Raw genomic sequence first — 16,603 nt, 5'->3', positions numbered from 1 at the left:
AAACGTCCGCCCATCATCAACAGACAAGCGACCGTACCCCCGTGTGAACGATCTACATCTATGCGGCGAGCCTACCTGCCCTTCTGCGGGAATGTCCGGTCAATGTCCTGCTCAGTGTCCTCGTTACCGCGCGGGCCCCAGCCTACGGTGAGGCGCGGCGGCGTTCGGCCCGCCAAATACGACAAAAGGGGGCTGCAAGATGAGCAGGACCATCCGAAGGACGCTGATCGGCTTCACCGCCGGTCTTGCGTTCCTGGTTCCCGCTGCGAGCGCGTACGCCACGCCGACGACGTCCATCCCGGGATCGCCTGGGCTGGACGAGACCTGCCAAACGGTCGAGCGCAAGGTGTACACGGATATCCGCGACCTTGTCACCATCGACCTGAATACCGCCTCCGATACCGCTGTGCGGGTGCTGGCCAACCAGATTCTGGCCGCGGCAAGGGCCAACTCGTTGACCAGTTTGCCTGGCAAACTGCAGGCACGGCTGGACGGCACCGCGGATGATCTCCGAGCGTTCCTCCAGACGAACCTGCAGAGGGTCTGGTCAATAGATCTGCGGATCGCGGTGAACCAAACGATGCCGGGCGCTGGCGCCAACGTGACGGCGGCCGCGCAACAGGCGCTCAATGACGGAACCATCGATGCCTTTCTGGCTTACCTGAACGACGGCCTATATGTTGCACGTGCGCTTGACTGCGCGTCTTAGCCCGCGTGATTCGCGGTGATCAGTGGGGTTCGCGACGCTGAAGCGTCCGCCGGGTGCCTCGACACGGTCCCGGTTGGGGTCGGCGCCTCCGACGCCGCCGTCGCGGATCGACAGGTGCAGGGCGGCTTCGCGGGTTGCCGCCTGCACGTGCATCACCGTGGCGTGGGCGTTTCAGGCCGCGCAGGACCCGCGACAGCGCCGTCTTAGTCTGCTCCAGTTCCGGCGGCAGGCGCGGCGGTTGGGGTAAGCGCGGCGGACGTGACGTGGGCCCGCCGGCAGGATGAGGCGGTGGTTTCGTCCAGCTTCGGTGCAGAGCACTGTTGTCCGCCGGGCACATGGTGATCTGGCAGCGCAGCGCGGCCAGTGGCCGCGCTGCGGCCATGGGGGGTGCGGGGTGGGAACCCCCCCGCCGCGCCGGAGGCGCAGCCAACACGGCTACAGGGCCCGGCGCAGCCACTCCTCGACGCCGGCCACGTGGATCGAGGCCCAGGCTCGGGCCAGGTCCGGCTGGCGGGTGGCGATCGCGTCGACGATCGCCTGGTGCTGCTCGCGCGTGCGGGCCGCGGCGCCCTCCTGGGTCAGGCCGCGCCAGATGCGGGCACGGGTGGTCGGGCCGGACAGGCCCTCGATGAGCGAGCACAGCACCGTGTTGCCGGCTCCGGCCGCGATCAGGCGGTGGAACTCCAGGTCGTTGGCGACGAGGGCCTCGATCGTCGGGTCGGCGCCGAGGTCGTCGAGCACCGTCTGCAGCTTCGCCACGTCCTCTTCGCTCATCCGCTCGGTGGCCAGGGCGGTCGCCGCGGGCTCCAGGATGCGGCGCACCTCGAGGAACTGCAGGACGGTGTCGTCGCGGTGGAAGTCGACCACGAAGCTCAGCGCGTCGAGCAGCAGGTTGGGCTCGAGGCTGGTGACATACGTGCCGTCGCCCTGCCTGACGTCCAGGACGCGGATCATCGACAGGGCCTTGACCGCCTCGCGCAGCGAGTTGCGCGACAGGCCGAGGCGCTCGGCCAGGTCGGCCTCCTTGGGCAGCCGGTCCCCCGGGCCGAGTTCGCCCGAGGTGATCATGCCCTTGATCTTGTCGATTGCCTCGTCGGTCAGTGCCATGGGTCCCTCCGCGGCGACTCTACGCCCGCGCCGCCGACGCCCAGACGGTAGACCTCGGCGGCTGTGCCGCCGAACACCTGTGCCCGCTCCGCGGGACTGGTGAGCGGGGTGATCAGCTCGTCGGCGACGGCCAGGACCCGCCCGTAGGGCGCGGCCAGGCGGCAGACCGGCCAGTCCGAGCCGAACATCAGCCGGGCCGGCCCGAACAGCTCAAGGGCCTGTTCGGCGTACGGCTGCAGGTCCTGGGGTTTCCAATGCTCCCAGTCGGCCTCCGTGACGAGGCCGGACAGCTTCGCCGCGACGTTGGGCAGGGCGGCGAGGCCGGCGAGCGCGGCGCGCCAGGGTGCGAGGCCGCCGGCGCGGATGCGGGGCTTGCCCAGGTGGTCCAGGACGAACCGGACGTCGGGCAGGGCGGCGGCGACCCGCGCGGCGGCGGGCAGCTGGTCGGCGCGGATGACGAGGTCGAAGACGAGCCCGGCGGCACCGATGCGGCGCAGGCCGGCGCGCACGTCGGCGCGGTCGAGGTATCCGGTGTCCTCGGCCTGCACCTGGGCGCGCAGCCCGACGAGGTGCTCGGCGCCGGGCAGGTCCCGGTACGCCGGGAACACCGGTGCCGCCGGATCGTCCCAGGCGACGACGCCGGCGATCTCGGGGGTTTCGCGCGCGTGGCCGAGCAGCAGCGCCGCCTCGTCGGCGTCGCAGCGTCCGCCCTCGACGAGCACGGTGTGGGTCACGCCGGCGGCGGCGAGCTCCGCCCGCAGGTCGCCGGGGCCGAAGGTACGCCGGATCGGGGCGAGCTCCGGCGCGTCGAGCCAGTCGTAGCCGCCGCCCAGGTGCCACAGGTGGTGGTGCGCGTCGACGATCACAGCAGCCCCCGACCGGTCAACGCCGGCCACAGGGAGTCCGGCGGCGGCGCGTCGAACAGGGCGGCGTTGCGGCGCACCTGCTCGGCCGAGTCGGCGCCGAGGACGACCGTGGTGATGGCCGGGTCACGGCCGGGGAAGGCGATGGCGGCGGCCGGCAGCGTGGTGCCGTGCTCGGCGCAGACGCCGGCGATCTCGGTGGCCCGGCGCAGGAGGTCCGCTGGGGCGGCGCCGTACTCGTACGGCAGCCCGTCCCACGGCCGGTCCTCGGCGAGCAGCCCGCTGTTGAACACCCCGGCGGCGAGCACGCCGACGCCGGCCGCGGCGCACGCCGGCAGGAGTCGCTCGGCGGCGGGCTGTTCGAGCAGCGTGAACCGCCCGGCGACCATCACGACGTCGGGCGTGCACTCGGCGACGACCCGGGTGAGCACGGCCGCGTCCTTGGAGCCGGCCCCGATGGCGCGCACGACACCCTCGGCGCGCAGCTCGGCCAGGGCCGGGAAGCCCTGCCGTAGCGCCTCCTCGGGGTGGTGCTCGGGGTCGTGCAGCAGCGCGATGTCGACCCGGTCGAGGCCGAGCCGGGCCAGGCTGTCCTCGATCGAACGGCGCACCCCGTCGCGGGTGAAGTCCCAGACCCGCCGGTGGGTGCGGGGCACGGCGAACCCGTCGGCGAGGTCGTCGCCGCCCTCGCCGGTGGGCTCGAGCAGCCGGCCGACCTTGGTGCTGATGGTGTACTGCGCGCGCGGCCGGTCGCGCAGCGCGGCACCCAGGCGACGCTCGGACAGGCCGATGCCGTAGTGCGGGGCGGTGTCGAAGTACCGGATCCCGGCGTCCCAGGCGGCGTCGACGATCGCGCGGGCGTCGTCGTCGGTGCGCTCGCGGTAGAGGTTGCCGAGCTGGGCGCAGCCCAGCCCGAGCCTCACGGCCGGGCCCGCAGGCGCAGGCCGTGCATGCCGCCGTCGACGGACAGCACGGTGCCCGTCGTCGCGCCGGCCAGCGGGCTGGCCAGGTAGGCGATGGCGTGCGCGACCTCCTCGGCACTGACCAGCCGCCCGGTCGGCTGCCGGGCGTTGAGCGCGCTCAGCTCGGCCTGCGGGTCCTCGGCCTGGTCGAGCAGCCGGCGCACCCACGGCGTGTCGGCGGTGCCGGGGTTGACGCAGCAGACCCGGATGCCCTCCCGTACGTAATCGGCCGCCATCGCCGCCGTCAACGCCTGCACGGCGCCCTTGGTGGCGCTGTAGAGGGCCCGGTCGGGCAGGCCGGCGTGGGCCGCGATGGAGCTGGTGTTGACGATCGCGGGATGGGCCGAGCGGCGCAGGTGCGGCAGCGCGGCGCGGGTGACCCGGACCAGGCCGACGACGTTGACGTCGAAGACGCGGTGCCACTCGTCGTCGGGGTTCGACTCGACCGTGCCGATGGCGCCGATCCCGGCATTGTTGACGAGGATGTCGATCCCGCCGAGGCGCTCGGCCGCGGCCGACACGCCCGCGCGCACGGCGGCGTCGTCGGTGACGTCGGCGACGAACCCGGCGATGCCCTCGGGCAGGTCGTCGGCGCGCAGGTCCAGGCTGGCCACCCGGGCGCCGCGGGCGGCGAGGTGCCGGGCCGTGGCCAGCCCGATCCCGGAGGCGCCGCCGGTCACGACAGCGGCGAGAGCGTCGAACTCACCGTTCACGAAGCACTCCCAAATACATCGGAGGATTGCTGTCTATCAGCCCGGCGCGTCCGGACACAAGGGCTTGACAGGAGCGGCCCGGCCGATAAACGTCCGATGTCACGCGGCCCTCGCCGGCGGGGCGGGGCGGAGACGGCCCGCGCGGCGCGGCCAGTAGCAGGACGCCGACCAGTGTCGGCAGGCTCAGCGCCGGGACCAGCCACACCGGCCGGAGCGCCAGCACGGCGGGCAGCTCCCACACCCGGTGGTACACCCGGGCGAACGAGCTGATCAGGCACATCGTGACCCCGGCGAGCGCCAGGCCGGTCCAGTCATCGGATACCTCCGCGATTCGCCGCCAAGGCGAATCCGGCGTCGACCGTCCGTGGTGCGCAAGCGGGCATATGTGCTAGCAGCGTGCTGCCCGGACGGTGATAACCAAGCCGGTCGGGCCTACCGTCGGGCTGGCGGGAAGTGACGTCTGTGGAGACGATGTAAGACCGATGGGCGGTACACCGTCCCTCGCCGGTAGTCCGGGTCGGCTGTTGTCGGTGAAGCAGAAAACTCAACCCGCGAGGGTTGAATCCCCCTGCTTCAGCTGGGGGGAGATGTCAACGGACGACCGGACCGACAACTGGACCCGGGTGATCCAGAAGAGCACGCCAGCGAGCGCGAGCAGCGGCCACGGCCTCCGAAGCGACGAGCCACGCCAGGCCCGTGGCGGCCAGCCCGGCCCCGGCGGCGACGGCGGCCTTCCGGTAGCGGCGGGCGATGATCAGTTAGGCGATGAACAGCGCCGGCGTCAGCTTCGCCGCGGTCGCCACCCCGACGAGCGCGCCGCTGCGCAGAACCAGCAGATCGAGCCCGACGAGCACCCGGCCGGTCGGCCCGGGCAGCGCGCGGCGGAAGCGCATCCACAGCAGCGCGGCGGTGCCGGCCACCGACCCGGCGCTGAGCACCGCCAGGGCCACCGGGAACGGCAGCACAGCGAGCGGCGCGAGCAGCAGTCAGATGTCCTCGTCGAGCTGGGTGCCTCGGCGCGGGTCGCGGATGCTGCGGCCCGTCGAGTCGACGGGGCCCTCGTCCACATGGCCGCCGCGGGCCAGCTGGTGCTCCAGGCTCTGCTGCCGCTCCGCCTCGCGGCGCGCCGCCTCGCGGGCCCGGGCCTCGGGGCTGTTCGGGTCGATTCCGGTCGGGTCAAGCGCGGTCATGCTGCTCACTCCCAGTGCTCGGCGGTGCGGTGGTCGGGGCCGATCGCGCGTCACCATACCCAGGCCGATCTGCGGTAATCCATAGGCGAAGTACCGCAGAATCTCACCGGGCCGACCGATTACCCGGGCATGTGAAGCAGGCGACGCGCCGGATGCAGCGCATCCGCCGGATCGCTCCGCGTGCCGCGGGGCCGGACGCGTGGATAGATTCGGGGGCGGGAGCACTCTCGACTCCGAAGGAGACCTGACGCATGTCAGAGCAGAGCAGCGCGCGGAACGCCGGAACCATCGACGTCGGCGGCGACCTGACCGTCAACCGGCTCGGCTTCGGCGCGATGCGCGTCACCGGCGAGGGAATCTGGGGCGAGCCGCGCGACCGCGACGAAGCCGTCCGGGTCCTGCGCCGCGCCGTCGAGCTGGGCGTGAACTTCATCGACACCGCCGACTCGTACGGGCCCGACGTCAGCGAGCAGCTGATCGCCGAGGCCCTGCACCCCTACCCGGAGGATCTGGTCATCGCCACCAAGGGCGGGCTGGTGCGCCCTGGGCCCAACCGCTGGGAGGCGGACGGGCGGCCAGCGCACCTGACCGAGGCGCTCGAGGGCAGCCTGCGCAAGCTGCGGCTGGACTCGATCCCGCTGTACCAGTTCCACCGCCCCGACCCGGCCGTGCCCATCGAGGAGTCGATCGGGACGCTCGCCGAGCTCAAGGCGCAGGGCAAGATCCGTCACATCGGCGTGTCGAACTTCACCGAGGAGCAGCTGCGGGTCGCCCAGCGGATCACCCCGGTCGTGTCGATCCAGAACCGGTACAACGTCGACGACCGCGGCTCCGAGTCGCTCGTCGACCTGTGCGAGCAGGAGCGGATCGTATTCCTGCCGTGGGCGCCGATCCAGAACCTCGACGAGAACGCCGCGATCGAGGCGATCGCCAAGAAGTACGAGGCCACGCCCCGGCAGATCGTGCTGGCCTGGTTGCTGGCGCGCTCGCCGGCGATGCTGCCGATCCCGGGTACCGGCTCGGTGCGGCACCTGGAGGACAACATCGTGGCGGCCGGGATCGAGCTGACCCCGGCGGAGGTCGCGGACATCACCCGTAGCGCGTAGCGGAAAAGGTTCCGGCCGCGTGTCGGATCCGGCCCGGCCCCTTCGAGGAGGGGATGAAGGACGGGAAATACCCGCTACAGAGGAGACGAAGATGCGCTACGTGATGTTGCTCGAGGCCACCCAGCCCGCGACCCCGCCGCCGGCCGAGCTGATGGCGGCGATCATCAAGCTGGGCGAGGAGGCCACCGCGGCCGGCGTCCTGCTGGACAACGCCGGCCTCGCGCCCAGCCAGGCCGGCGCGAAGATCACCGTCACCGGCGGCGGGCTGAGCGTCACCGACGGGCCGTTCGCGGAGACCAAGGAGATGATCAGCTACGCGGTGTACGAGACCCGGACCAAGGAGGAGGCGGTGGAGTGGGCCTCGCGCTTCATGAAGCTGCACCGCGACCTCTGGGCGGGCTGGGAGGCCGAGTGCCGGCTGCTGAAGGTCATGGGCCCGGAGGACTTCCAGCAGCCGTAGGCCAATGCCAGGTCCGGGCGGGTGCGAGGATCGGTGGCGTGACGACCACCGATTCCGCGCCCGACGTCCGCCGCGTTGTCGAGGCCGTGTACCGAATCGAATCCGCCCGGATCATCGCCGCGCTCGCGCGGATGGTGCGCGACGTCGGGCTGGCCGAGGAGCTGGCGCAGGACGCGCTCGTCGTGGCGCTGGAGCAGTGGCCGGCCCGCGGCGTGCCCGACGATCCCGGTCCGTGGCTGATGGCCACGGCCAAACACCGGGCGATCGACCACCTGCGGCGGCAGGAGAACTACCGGCGCAAGCTCGCGGTCGTCGGGCGGGACGTGGAGCTGGCCGAGCAGACCTCGGCCGAGCCGGACATCGTCGACGCGCTCGACGACCACATCGGCGACGACCTGCTGCGACTGATCTTCACCGCGTGTCACCCGAGTCTCACCACCGAGTCACAGGTGGCGCTGACCCTGCGGATGCTGGGCGGCCTGCGGACGGACGAGATCGCCCGCGCCTTCCTCACCACGGAGGCGACCGTCTCGCAGCGCATCCTGAGGGCGAAGAAGACCCTGGCGAAGGAGGGCGTGCGCTTCGAACTGCCCCCGCCGTCGGAGGTTCCGGCTCGGTTGGCGGCTGTTCTCGGTACGATATATCTGATCTTCAATGAAGGCTATTCCGCCGCGGCGGGCGACGACTGGTCGCGGCCGCAACTGTGCGCCGACGCCATCCGGCTCGGCCGGGTCCTCGCCGGGCTGTTGCCCGGCGAGGCCGAGGTCCACGGGCTGACCGCGCTCATGGAGCTGCAGGCGTCGCGGATGGCCGCCCGCACCGACGCCGACGGGCGCCCGGTGCTGCTGCTGGACCAGGACCGCCGCCGCTGGGACCGGCTGCTGATCCGCCGCGGGCTGACCGCCCTGGCCCACGCCGAGGAGCTGGGCACGCTCGGCCCCTACGGGCTGCAGGCCGCGATCGCCGCCTGCCACGCCCGCGCCCTGACCCCCGCGGAGACGGACTGGGCGCGCATCGCCGCGCTGTACCAATTGCTGTCGCACGTGGCCCCGTCGGCCGTGGTCGATCTCAATCGCGCCGTGGCCGTCGGCATGGCCGACGGCCCGGCCGCCGGACTGGAGATCGTCGACGGGCTGATCGCGCGGGGCGAGCTGGCCGCGTACCCGCACCTGCCGGCGGCCCGTGGCGAGCTGCTGGAGCGGCTGGGCCGGGGTGCGGAGGCTCGGGCCGAGTTCGCCCGCGCCGCGGCGCTCACACGCAACGAGACCGAACGCGAGCTGTTCGCCCGCCGCGCCGCCGGCTGACGCCGTCCGCGCCGGCGCCTCGGGCGGCTCAGTCGAGGTCGGCGAGGCGGTCGGCGGGGACGACCGCGTATTGACGCAGAGACAGGTCGCGGAACGTGACCGGGCCGCGCGGGCCGGGGACCCGGTCGATGTTGATGCCGGTCTCCGGGACGTTGAGCAGCTTGAAGCCGTCCAGCAGTCGGGTCGTGGCGTTCCAGAAGGCGCCGGTGCCCGCGTAGCCCGACAGGAACTCGCGGGCCGCGGCGGCGTCCTCGGTGACGATGCCGGCGGCCAGGCCGGAGGTCTCGTCGTTGGCGATGCGGGCGGCGTCGAGCGGGCCGCCGGCCGGGGCGATCGTGATGGTCGCCTCGCGGGCCGAGTCGAGGGCCCACTCGTACCCCAGCGGGTGGTCGTGCGGCGGCAGGGAGACGGCGACCCTCGGGGCGACCGCTTCGGTGACGCGGGGCACCAGGTCGTCGAAGCGGTCGCGGTGGATGAGCAGCAGGTTGAGGCGGTTGCACACCCCGAGGCGGTCGAGGCCGGCGGCGATGAGCGCGAACGCCTTGTCGAGGTCGGCGGCGGCGTCGATGTAGAGCACCCCGCCGCCGTCGGCGTGGGCGAGGGTGCGTACGCCCCGCAGCGCGGCCTTCTCCGCCAGGCTGCGGGTGCTCTCGCCGCTGCCGCGCAGGATGACGAGCGGGATCAGGCCGGGCTGGGCGACCAGCGCCTCGGCGGAGCCGCGGCCGCGGGCCCGGATGAGCTGGACGGCGGCCGGGTCGAGGCCGGCCTCGGCGAGGGCGGGCGCGACGACCTCGTCCATGAGCGCGATCGCGGAGGCGAGGGCGGCCGATCCGGTGCGCAGCACGCCGCCGTTCTGCGACTTGACCAGCTGGGAGGCGACATCGACGGTGACGTTGGGGCGGGCCTCGTAGTTGGCGCCGATGACGCCGACCGGGCGCCGCCACTCCTGCAGGACCAGGCCGCCGCCGAGCTCGCGCACCGTGCGCCGGGCCGGCTCGGGTTCGACGTCGGCGAGGATGTTCAGCTGCTCGGCCATCGCCGCCAGGCGGGCCTCGTCGAGGCGGAGCCGGTCCAGCAGGCCGCCGCTCATGCCGCCGGCCTCGGCCGCGGCGACATCGGCGGCGTTGGCGGCGAGGATCGGGCCGGGGGCCGCGGCGAGGCGTCGGGCCATGCCGCGCAGGGCCTCGTCGATGGTCTTGGCCGGCGCCGCCGCGAGCGAACCGGCGGCGGCCCGCGCGGCCCGGGCGGCCGCTGCCACGACCTCGTTCACGTCCTGCTCATCGGCCACGGCGACGGCTCCTCTTCAGTACGAACGCTTGCGTGCCTGAAGAGTGTATGTAAGCGGCAGTCGCTCGGGTCCCTGGGCCAACCGGTACTCGCCGTGCTCGTCACCGACGGTGAAGCCGGGCAGCGCGTCCCACGGGCAGCTGTCGTGCTCCTGCAGCATGGTCAGCTCCAGGCCCTCGCCGAGCAGCGCGGTGACGGTCTCGCCGAGGCCGTGGTTCCACTGGTGGGTGACGTTGTTGACGAACTTGACCTCCGTCTCGACGTACGTGGTGTCGTCGTCCCACACGAGCGGTGCCTCCTGCTCGAAGTACGGGAACTGGACCTCCAGGACGCCGCCGCCACGGGTCTCGTCGACGCTCGCCAGCATCGGGTGGCCCTCGCGGATGAACAGGCGGCCGCCGGGGCGCAGCAGGGTGGCAACGACCGCGGCCCAGCGGCGGATGTCGGGCAGCCAGCACAGCGCGCCGACGCCGGTGTACACCAGGTCGAACGAGCCCGGCTCGAGCACGTCCGGCGCGGCGTAGACGTCCGACTCGACGTAGTCGATGTCCGCGCCGGTGCGCTCGGCCAGGGCACGCGCCTGCGCCAGCGACGCGGGTGAGAAGTCCACGCCGGTGACGCGGGCCCCGAGGCGGTGCAGCGACAGCGTGTCCGTGCCGATGTGGCACTGCAGGTGCACGGCCCGCAGCCCGCGCACGTCGCCCAGGCGCGGACGGTCGAAGCGGACCACCTCGCTGAGGTACGCCGGATCGTCCACGAACCGCCCGATCGCGTACCCGGCGGAGGCCGCGTGCGCCGGGGCGCGCTCGTCCCAGTTGGCGCGGTTGAGACGGAGGTATTCGCTCACCCGACGAGGGTCACACGCCGGTCAAGCGGATAAGAACCCGGTCCGTCACGAAGTGGCGTACATGTCCGGTTCGACGACCGGCTCCAGGTCGACGAACACGGGATCGGCCAGGTCGCCGTGCGCGGTCACCGCCAGCGACACCCGCTGCGTCGGCGGGATGTGGCGGTCCCAGATCCGCTGGTTTCGGATCGTCGCCGAGACGACCCGGGCGTTGATCGCGATGCCGGCGGACGGGCTCTCGGACGTACCGTTGCCTCGAATGCGGTTGTTGACGAGGAACGGGTCGATCAACGCCCCGTCGATGCGGATGCCGTCACCCGCGTTGTCCCAGATGTCGTTGCCGTCGAGGACCATGTCGGCGGCCGGGATCCGGATCGCGCCGGGCAGGTTGTGCTGGCGGTAGCCGTGTCCGCCGTTGCGGCTGATGCGCGTCGCGCTGACGGTGTACCCGCCAGGGGTGTTGCCAATGCTGACGCCGTCGCCGGGGTTGTCGTCGACGACACAGCCGGTGATCACGCCGTAGCGGCCGGCGATGTGCGTGGTGCCCTGCCCGGAGACGTCGAAGCCGGCGGTGTGGTTGCCGATCATCGTGCAGCCGGAGACGAGCAGGCCGTCGGCGCCCCAGTCGGAGATGCCGTACTTGTTGTTCTCGGCGTGACAGCCCAGGACGCGGATGCCGCGCGGCGGGGTCCACGAGGCGTCCTGCAGCTCGACGAAGATGCCGTTGGTGCCGTTGCCCAGCGTCACGCACTCGCTCACGGTCAGGCGCTCGACCGCGCCCCAGCCGCCCACGCCGATGCCAATGCCGGCGCCGCCCTTCTCCCAGCCGGAGTCCAGCCGCCCGCAGCCGGCCGCGACCACGCGCTCCACGGTCGTGTCCTGCAGGAAGTCGCAGCCGAAGCCGGTCGCCGGCGTGTCGTGGATGTAGAGGTCACGGAAGGAGCCGCGCAGCACGTACTGCAGGCCGAGCCCCTTGGCCAGCACGTCGTACGCGGGCAGCGTGACCTGCGAGCCGTCGATCTCGAACCCGGCGAAGGTGACGTCCGCGATCGCGCGCTCCGGCGAGGCACCGTGCTGCAGCGTGGTCCAGAACGCCAGCGGCACCGGGACGCCCGGCGCGCCCGGGTTGGACAGCACGAAGCGGGTCGACGACGGGCCGTCCCCGACCAGCGACACGCCGGTGCGCCAGACGGTGGCGACGTCGCGGATCGAATACGTCCCGGCCGGACAGTAGATCACCCGGCCGGGCGGGCCGGCGTCGACGAGCCGCTGCAGCGCCGGCTGGTCGTTGGTGACACCGTCACCGGCCATGCCGTGCTCGCGTGCGTTGATCACGATGGTTCTGATACCCGCAGCGCGGCGAGTATGCGGGCCAGCTCCGCCCGGTCCTGCGGCGGGAGGGCGGCGAAGAAGCGCTCGCCCTCGGCGCCGCGCTCGGCACGGATGCTCTCCGCGATGCTACCGCCCGACGGCGTGAGCTCCACCAGCGTCGCCCGGCGATCGGCGGGGTCAGGCAGCCGCTCCACGAGGCCGCGCTCCTCCAGCCCGTCGACCACCTCGGTCGTCGAGCGCGGGGCGATCTTCAGGTGCTCGGACAGCTCGCTCGGGCGCATGGTGCCGTGCCGGGCGAGCATGTTCAGGGCGCGCGCCTGCCCCGGCGTGATCCCCAGCGGCTGCAGCGACTCGTGCGAGCGGTGCCGCAGCCGGCGCGCCACGCTCCAGAAGAGCTCCGCGAGGCCCTCGTCCTCCACGGGAACACGGTAGCAGGGGTTGGTGTTGGTACCTCATAGTGAGGTAACCTCACCATGTTCCCGACAGAGAGGCGTTCCCCTTGGAGCCAAACCACCCCACCCGCGTCCGCGGGCCCCGGAAGGTCAGCGCCGCCGAGAAGGAGCAGGCCAAAGGGGTCTCCCTGACCCGCATCGGCCGCCTGTTCACCGCGCACCGCGGCCGGCTCGCGGTCGTCGTGCTCATCATCGTGGTGTCGTCGGTGCTGTCGATGGCGTCGCCGTTCCTGCTCCGCGAGGTCATCGACCGCGCGCTGCCCGCCCGCGACACCCGGCTGCTCGTCTGGCTGGTGCTCGGCATGGTCGCCGTGGCCGCCGTGACCTCGGCGCTCGGCGTGGTCCAGACGTGGCTGTCGACCAAGGTCGGCCAGCTGGTCATGCACCGGCTGCGCACCGACGTCTTCACGCACCTGCAGCGGCAGTCGATCGGCTTCTTCACCCGCACGCGCAGCGGCGAGGTGCAGTCGCGTATCACCAACGACATCGGCGGAATGGAGGCGGTCGTCACCAACACCGCCACGTCCATCGCGTCCAACCTCACCACCGTGGTCGCCACCGCCGTCGCCATGGCGGCGCTGTCCTGGCGCCTGTCGCTGGTCTCCCTCGTCGTGCTGCCGCCCGCGATCTACCTGACCCGCAAGGTCGCGAGCATGCGCCGCGAGATCACCGCCCAGCGCCAGCGCGAGCTGGCCGACCTCAACGTGACGATCGAGGAGGGGCTTTCCATCAGTGGTGTACGGCTGAGCAAGACCATGGGCGCGGGTGGCGCGCTGATCGACCGGTTCACCGCCTCCTCCGAGCGGCTGATCGACCTCGAGCTGCGCTCCGAGCTGGCCGGCCGCTGGCGGATGGCGTCGATGAGCATCATCTTCGCCGCAATCCCGGCGATCATCTACCTCAGCGCCGGCCTGCCGATGACCGCGGGCTCGCTGAGCATCGGCACCCTGGTCGCGTTCACCTCGCTGCAGGCGGGCCTCTTCCGGCCGCTCATGGGCCTGCTGGGCGTCGGCGTCGCGCTCACCAGCTCGCTCGCGCTGTTCGCACGCATCTTCGAATACCTCGACCTGCCCGTCGAGGTCGCCGAGCCGGAGCACCCCGTCGCGCCGCACGACGTGCGCGGCCACCTGCGCTTCGAGGACGTCACGTTCAGCTATCCGGGCAGCGGCTCGGCGGCCGTGGCCGGCGTCTCGCTCGACGTGCCGGCCGGCACCTCCCTCGCGCTCGTCGGCGAGACCGGCTCGGGCAAGAGCACCATCGCCTCGCTCATCGCCCGGCTCCACGACCCCACCGCGGGCCGGATCACCATCGACGGCGTCGACCTGCGCGACCTGCGCCTGACCGACCTCGCCGCGATCGTCGGCATCGTGAGCCAGGAGACCTACCTGCTGCACACGACGGTGCGGGAAAACCTGCGATACGCCAAGCCCGACGCGACCGACGCCGAGCTCGAGGCCGCGGCGCGGGCGGCGCGGATCCACGACCTCATCGCGGCCCTGCCCGACGGCTACGACACGGTCGTCGGCTCGCGTGGCCACCGCTTCTCAGGCGGCGAGCAGCAGCGCATCGCGATCGCCCGCACCCTGCTGCGCGACCCGCGCATCCTGGTCCTCGACGAGGCCACCAGCGCCCTGGACAACGAGACCGAGCGCGCCGTGCAACGCGCGTTCGACGACCTGGCCCGCGGCCGCACCACGATCACCATCGCCCACCGCCTGTCCACGGTCCGCGACGCCGACCAGATCGCGGTCATCGACCAGGGCCGCGTCGTCGAGCGGGGCACGCACACCACCCTGCTCTCGGCCGCCGGACCCTACGCCACCCTGGCCGCCTGACCCGCCGCCCGTCCACCGGACCCGACTCACCGCACCACCGCTGGGCGCCCCACCACGACCGGCGTGCCGCCGACCAGCCCCGCCGCCGACCAGCAGCACACCGTCGGCGGGCGGCCAGGCCACCGGCCGGCGCGCCACTGCCGACAAGCGTGCCACTGCCGGCCGGGGCCGCCGGGGCGTCGAACTCGGCAGTTTCGGACGGCCGGCTGCCGGGACACGACCACCCTGGCCGCGTGCGTTCGCGGGCGGCCAGGCCACCGGGCCGGCGCCGCTATAGGCGGGGCGCCACTGCCGGCCGGCGCGGCACCGCCGACGAGCGCGGCACCGCCGACGAGCGTGCCACCGCCGGCCGGGGCCGCCGGGGCGTCGAACTCGGCAGTTTGGGCGGCCGACTGCCAGGACACGACCACCCTGGCCGCATGAGTCCGGGAAACCCCTGATGCCGCCGTTGCGTCGCGGGAGCATGCTGGATGCATGGGTCGTTTTCTGGTTGGTGCCGTAGCCGTCGTCGTGGGCCTGATCATCGTGGGCTCGATCGCAAGCTGGGTGTTGCACTTGCTGCTCGGCAGCATCGGCTATCTCATCGTCGGTGCGCTGGTCGTCGGCGGGGCCATCTGGCTGTACGGGCGGGCCAAGCGCGGTCTCGGCAGCACCCGCAACCAGCGCCGTATCGAGGCCACCATGGCCACCTGGCGCCAGCGTAACCGCTGACATTCACCCGCGTCGCCGCCTCCCCCCGACCGGTGGCGACGCTGTCCCCTGCCCCGAGCACGCGGCCGAGACAACGGCTCGGCAAGCGATCGGGCGGTCGGGCGGTCGGCATGGGCCGGTGCCGGGTTGGATTTCATCGGCGACCGGATCTCGTCGGCGTTACGAGCCGTGCTGGATTCCACCGGCCACCAGGATCTCGTCGGCGAGGCGGGCGGCCCGGGTGACCTGGGTCTGGTCGATGCCGGCGTGGTCGCCCCGGCCGTCCTCCAGGCCGCGGGCCAGCGCGCGCACCGCCGCCGTAAGGTCGCCGACCCGCTCCTCCAGCAGGGCCACGCGGTCGGCCGCCGGGCCGCGCGTCGGGGCGGCGCCGGGACGGGCCGGCGCGGTCGTCGCGCCGGTGACCAGGTCGCGCAGGTCGGTAGGCAGCTCCGCCGTCGCCTCGGCCAGCTGACCGGGCGACATGTGCTGGCCGATGACCTCCGTGACGGTGGCAGCGATCGCCGGGACCTGCGTCGACCGCACGGCGGCCTGGGTGGAGAAGCGCCGGACGTACTCCTCGGCGCCGTAGCGCTCCGGCGCCCGGCTCGGTTCCCAGCCGTCGTAGTAGATCCCGCGCAGCAGTTCGGGCAGCTGGGCGCCGAGCTTCACCGCAGCGGTGACGGTGAGCCGGTCACGCAGCGTGTGCAGCCAGGCGCGCACGGCGCGCTGCGCGAAGCGACGGTCGTTGGTGCCGAACGCGCTCTCGACGTCGGCGACCCAGACGTTGGCCGTGTGCAACGCATGGTTGAAGGCGTCTCCTCCGGACGGCGACATGGTCATCCCTCCCGCGGAATCGGTGCCGGCTAACCCCAACAACTACCGTGCACCGCCCGGCCGAAACGTCGGCCGGCTCGGCCACCGGCCGGCAGGAGGTCCCGGTGGCGGGAGGACATGGGTCCCGGATGGTGGGGAGATTCGGCACGGGCCACGCGTACCGGCCAGGGATGACGATGTGTGTGTCACCAGGAAACGGCAGGAGGCCGAAATGAGCACCGCACACATCCACCAGGCCAGCCACCTCGAACGCGTCGAAGCCCCCGGCAGCATGCTCACCAACGCCGCCGCCAAGACCCTCGCCGTCCTGCGCTACGCCACCGGCTTCGTCTTCCTCTGGGCCTTCGCCGACAAGACCTTCGGCCTCGGCTACGCCACCCCCGAAGCCAAGGCCTGGATCAACGGCGGCAGCCCCACCAAAGGCTTCCTCGCCTCCGTCGACGCCGGCCCCCTCCAAAACTTCTTCCACACCATCGCCGGCACCTGGTACGCCAACACACTGTTCATGCTCGGCCTGCTCGGCATCGGCCTCGCCCTCACCGCAGGCATCGGCCTACGCATCGCCGCCGCCTCCGGCACCCTCATGATGGCCATGATGTGGCTCGCCGAATTCCCCCTCGCCCAGCACACTGCCAAAGGCACCCCCAGCGGCTCCACCAACCCCCTGATCGACTACCACCTCATCTACGCCATCGTCATGGTCGCCCTCGCCGCCGCCTACGCCGGCCACACCTGGGGCCTCGGCCGCCGCTGGGCCAAACTCCCCATCGTCCAGCGCAACCGCTGGCTCATCTGAACCATCCGCGAAGTCTGAACCATCGCGAACTCTGAACCATCGCGAACTCTGAACCATCTGCGAAGTCTGAACCATCGCAACCAGTCACCGAAGCCCGGCTGAGACCTCAGCCGGGC

18 protein-coding genes are annotated in these 16,603 nt (G+C 72.4%); 7 read left to right on the top strand and 11 right to left on the bottom strand.

Going from position 1 to position 16,603, the window contains the following annotated elements:
- Window positions 1-199 precede the first annotated feature (199 nt).
- Window positions 200-709 carry an ALF repeat-containing protein gene (locus tag ABT297_RS03070; protein WP_350543985.1) on the top strand — a complete coding sequence of 170 codons (510 nt, stop codon included), beginning with the start codon at window positions 200-202 and terminating at the stop codon, window positions 707-709.
- 435 nt (window positions 710-1,144) lie between these two features.
- Here the strand turns inward: ABT297_RS03070 and ABT297_RS03065 are convergent, their stop codons facing one another.
- The 6 genes from ABT297_RS03065 to ABT297_RS03040 form a co-directional block, all read right to left on the bottom strand.
- Window positions 1,145-1,816, bottom strand: coding sequence for a FadR/GntR family transcriptional regulator (locus tag ABT297_RS03065; protein ID WP_350543982.1), 672 nt, complete (start codon window positions 1,814-1,816; stop codon window positions 1,145-1,147).
- On the bottom strand, window positions 1,807-2,682 hold the full coding sequence (locus ABT297_RS03060; RefSeq protein ID WP_350543979.1) for an amidohydrolase family protein: 876 nt from the start codon (window positions 2,680-2,682) through the stop codon (window positions 1,807-1,809). The genes ABT297_RS03065 and ABT297_RS03060 overlap by 10 nt, the downstream gene beginning before the upstream one ends.
- The gene (locus ABT297_RS03055) at window positions 2,679-3,602 is read right to left on the bottom strand and encodes an aldo/keto reductase (RefSeq protein ID WP_350543976.1); all 924 of its coding nucleotides are present in this window, start codon (window positions 3,600-3,602) and stop codon (window positions 2,679-2,681) included. The genes ABT297_RS03060 and ABT297_RS03055 overlap by 4 nt, the downstream gene beginning before the upstream one ends.
- Window positions 3,599-4,354, bottom strand: a complete 756-nt coding sequence (locus tag ABT297_RS03050) for an SDR family NAD(P)-dependent oxidoreductase (protein WP_350543974.1) — start codon at window positions 4,352-4,354, stop codon at window positions 3,599-3,601. The genes ABT297_RS03055 and ABT297_RS03050 overlap by 4 nt, the downstream gene beginning before the upstream one ends.
- 758 nt (window positions 4,355-5,112) lie before the next feature.
- Window positions 5,113-5,319, bottom strand: a complete 207-nt coding sequence (locus tag ABT297_RS03045) for a hypothetical protein (protein ID WP_350543972.1) — start codon at window positions 5,317-5,319, stop codon at window positions 5,113-5,115.
- 21 nt (window positions 5,320-5,340) lie between these two features.
- Window positions 5,341-5,544, bottom strand: a complete 204-nt coding sequence (locus ABT297_RS03040; protein ID WP_350543969.1) for a hypothetical protein — start codon at window positions 5,542-5,544, stop codon at window positions 5,341-5,343.
- A 251-nt stretch (window positions 5,545-5,795) separates the two neighbouring features.
- On the opposite strand from ABT297_RS03040, the gene ABT297_RS03035 reads away from it, so the two are divergent.
- From ABT297_RS03035 to ABT297_RS03025, 3 genes are all read left to right on the top strand, one after another.
- Window positions 5,796-6,650, top strand: a complete 855-nt coding sequence (locus ABT297_RS03035) for an aldo/keto reductase (RefSeq protein ID WP_350543966.1) — start codon at window positions 5,796-5,798, stop codon at window positions 6,648-6,650.
- Window positions 6,651-6,741: 91 nt separating this feature from the next.
- Window positions 6,742-7,110 (top strand): YciI family protein, encoded by a 369-nt coding sequence (locus ABT297_RS03030; RefSeq protein ID WP_350543963.1) that lies wholly within the window; start codon window positions 6,742-6,744, stop codon window positions 7,108-7,110.
- 38 nt (window positions 7,111-7,148) lie between these two features.
- A complete protein-coding gene (locus ABT297_RS03025) occupies window positions 7,149-8,414 on the top strand; it encodes an RNA polymerase sigma factor (protein ID WP_350543960.1) in 1,266 nt (421 codons plus the stop codon).
- 28 nt (window positions 8,415-8,442) lie between these two features.
- Here the strand turns inward: ABT297_RS03025 and ABT297_RS03020 are convergent, their stop codons facing one another.
- From ABT297_RS03020 to ABT297_RS03005, 4 genes are read right to left on the bottom strand one after another with little or no spacing between them, the layout of a single operon-like run.
- On the bottom strand, window positions 8,443-9,702 hold the full coding sequence (locus ABT297_RS03020) for an aldehyde dehydrogenase family protein (protein WP_350543958.1): 1,260 nt from the start codon (window positions 9,700-9,702) through the stop codon (window positions 8,443-8,445).
- Window positions 9,703-9,717: 15 nt separating this feature from the next.
- Window positions 9,718-10,548 (bottom strand): class I SAM-dependent methyltransferase, encoded by an 831-nt coding sequence (locus tag ABT297_RS03015; RefSeq protein WP_350543956.1) that lies wholly within the window; start codon window positions 10,546-10,548, stop codon window positions 9,718-9,720.
- Window positions 10,549-10,593: 45 nt separating this feature from the next.
- Window positions 10,594-11,883, bottom strand: coding sequence for a right-handed parallel beta-helix repeat-containing protein (locus tag ABT297_RS03010; RefSeq protein WP_350543954.1), 1,290 nt, complete (start codon window positions 11,881-11,883; stop codon window positions 10,594-10,596).
- A complete protein-coding gene (locus ABT297_RS03005; RefSeq protein ID WP_350543952.1) occupies window positions 11,880-12,299 on the bottom strand; it encodes a MarR family winged helix-turn-helix transcriptional regulator in 420 nt (139 codons plus the stop codon). Before ABT297_RS03005 ends, ABT297_RS03010 begins: the two co-directional genes overlap by 4 nt.
- A 161-nt stretch (window positions 12,300-12,460) precedes the next feature.
- Between ABT297_RS03005 and ABT297_RS03000 the strand changes: the two genes are divergently transcribed.
- A complete protein-coding gene (locus tag ABT297_RS03000; protein WP_502885477.1) occupies window positions 12,461-14,167 on the top strand; it encodes an ABC transporter ATP-binding protein in 1,707 nt (568 codons plus the stop codon).
- Window positions 14,168-14,641: 474 nt separating this feature from the next.
- Window positions 14,642-14,878 carry a hypothetical protein gene (locus ABT297_RS02995; RefSeq protein ID WP_350543947.1) on the top strand — a complete coding sequence of 79 codons (237 nt, stop codon included), beginning with the start codon at window positions 14,642-14,644 and terminating at the stop codon, window positions 14,876-14,878.
- Between the two features lie 159 nt (window positions 14,879-15,037).
- Here the strand turns inward: ABT297_RS02995 and ABT297_RS02990 are convergent, their stop codons facing one another.
- Window positions 15,038-15,691: a DUF2267 domain-containing protein gene (locus tag ABT297_RS02990; RefSeq protein WP_350543945.1), complete on the bottom strand. Its 654-nt coding sequence runs from the start codon at window positions 15,689-15,691 to the stop codon at window positions 15,038-15,040.
- A gap of 211 nt (window positions 15,692-15,902) precedes the next feature.
- Between ABT297_RS02990 and ABT297_RS02985 the strand changes: the two genes are divergently transcribed.
- Entirely contained in the window at window positions 15,903-16,487 is a 585-nt protein-coding gene (locus ABT297_RS02985; RefSeq protein WP_350543943.1) for a hypothetical protein, read from the top strand.
- The last annotated feature ends 116 nt before the right edge of the window (window positions 16,488-16,603 follow it).

The organism is Dactylosporangium sp. NPDC000555, assembly GCF_040300025.1.
Classification (GTDB): Bacteria; Actinomycetota; Actinomycetes; order Mycobacteriales; family Micromonosporaceae; genus Dactylosporangium.
Note: the sequence above shows the minus strand (reverse complement) of the source record. Positions and strands in the feature narration are given on the sequence as shown.

Excerpts from the sequence above, each read along its gene's own strand:
- ABT297_RS03035 (WP_350543966.1), top strand. The coding sequence starts at position 5,796 with ATGTCAGAGCAGAGCAGCGCGCGGAACGCCGGAACCATCGACGTCGGC.
- ABT297_RS02985 (WP_350543943.1), top strand. The coding sequence starts at position 15,903 with ATGAGCACCGCACACATCCACCAGGCCAGCCACCTCGAACGCGTCGAA.
- ABT297_RS02990 (WP_350543945.1), bottom strand. The coding sequence starts at position 15,691 with ATGTCGCCGTCCGGAGGAGACGCCTTCAACCATGCGTTGCACACGGCC.
- ABT297_RS02995 (WP_350543947.1), top strand. The coding sequence starts at position 14,642 with ATGGGTCGTTTTCTGGTTGGTGCCGTAGCCGTCGTCGTGGGCCTGATC.
- ABT297_RS03065 (WP_350543982.1), bottom strand. The coding sequence starts at position 1,816 with ATGGCACTGACCGACGAGGCAATCGACAAGATCAAGGGCATGATCACC.
- ABT297_RS03070 (WP_350543985.1), top strand. The coding sequence starts at position 200 with ATGAGCAGGACCATCCGAAGGACGCTGATCGGCTTCACCGCCGGTCTT.
- ABT297_RS03030 (WP_350543963.1), top strand. The coding sequence starts at position 6,742 with ATGCGCTACGTGATGTTGCTCGAGGCCACCCAGCCCGCGACCCCGCCG.
- ABT297_RS03040 (WP_350543969.1), bottom strand. The coding sequence starts at position 5,544 with ATGACCGCGCTTGACCCGACCGGAATCGACCCGAACAGCCCCGAGGCC.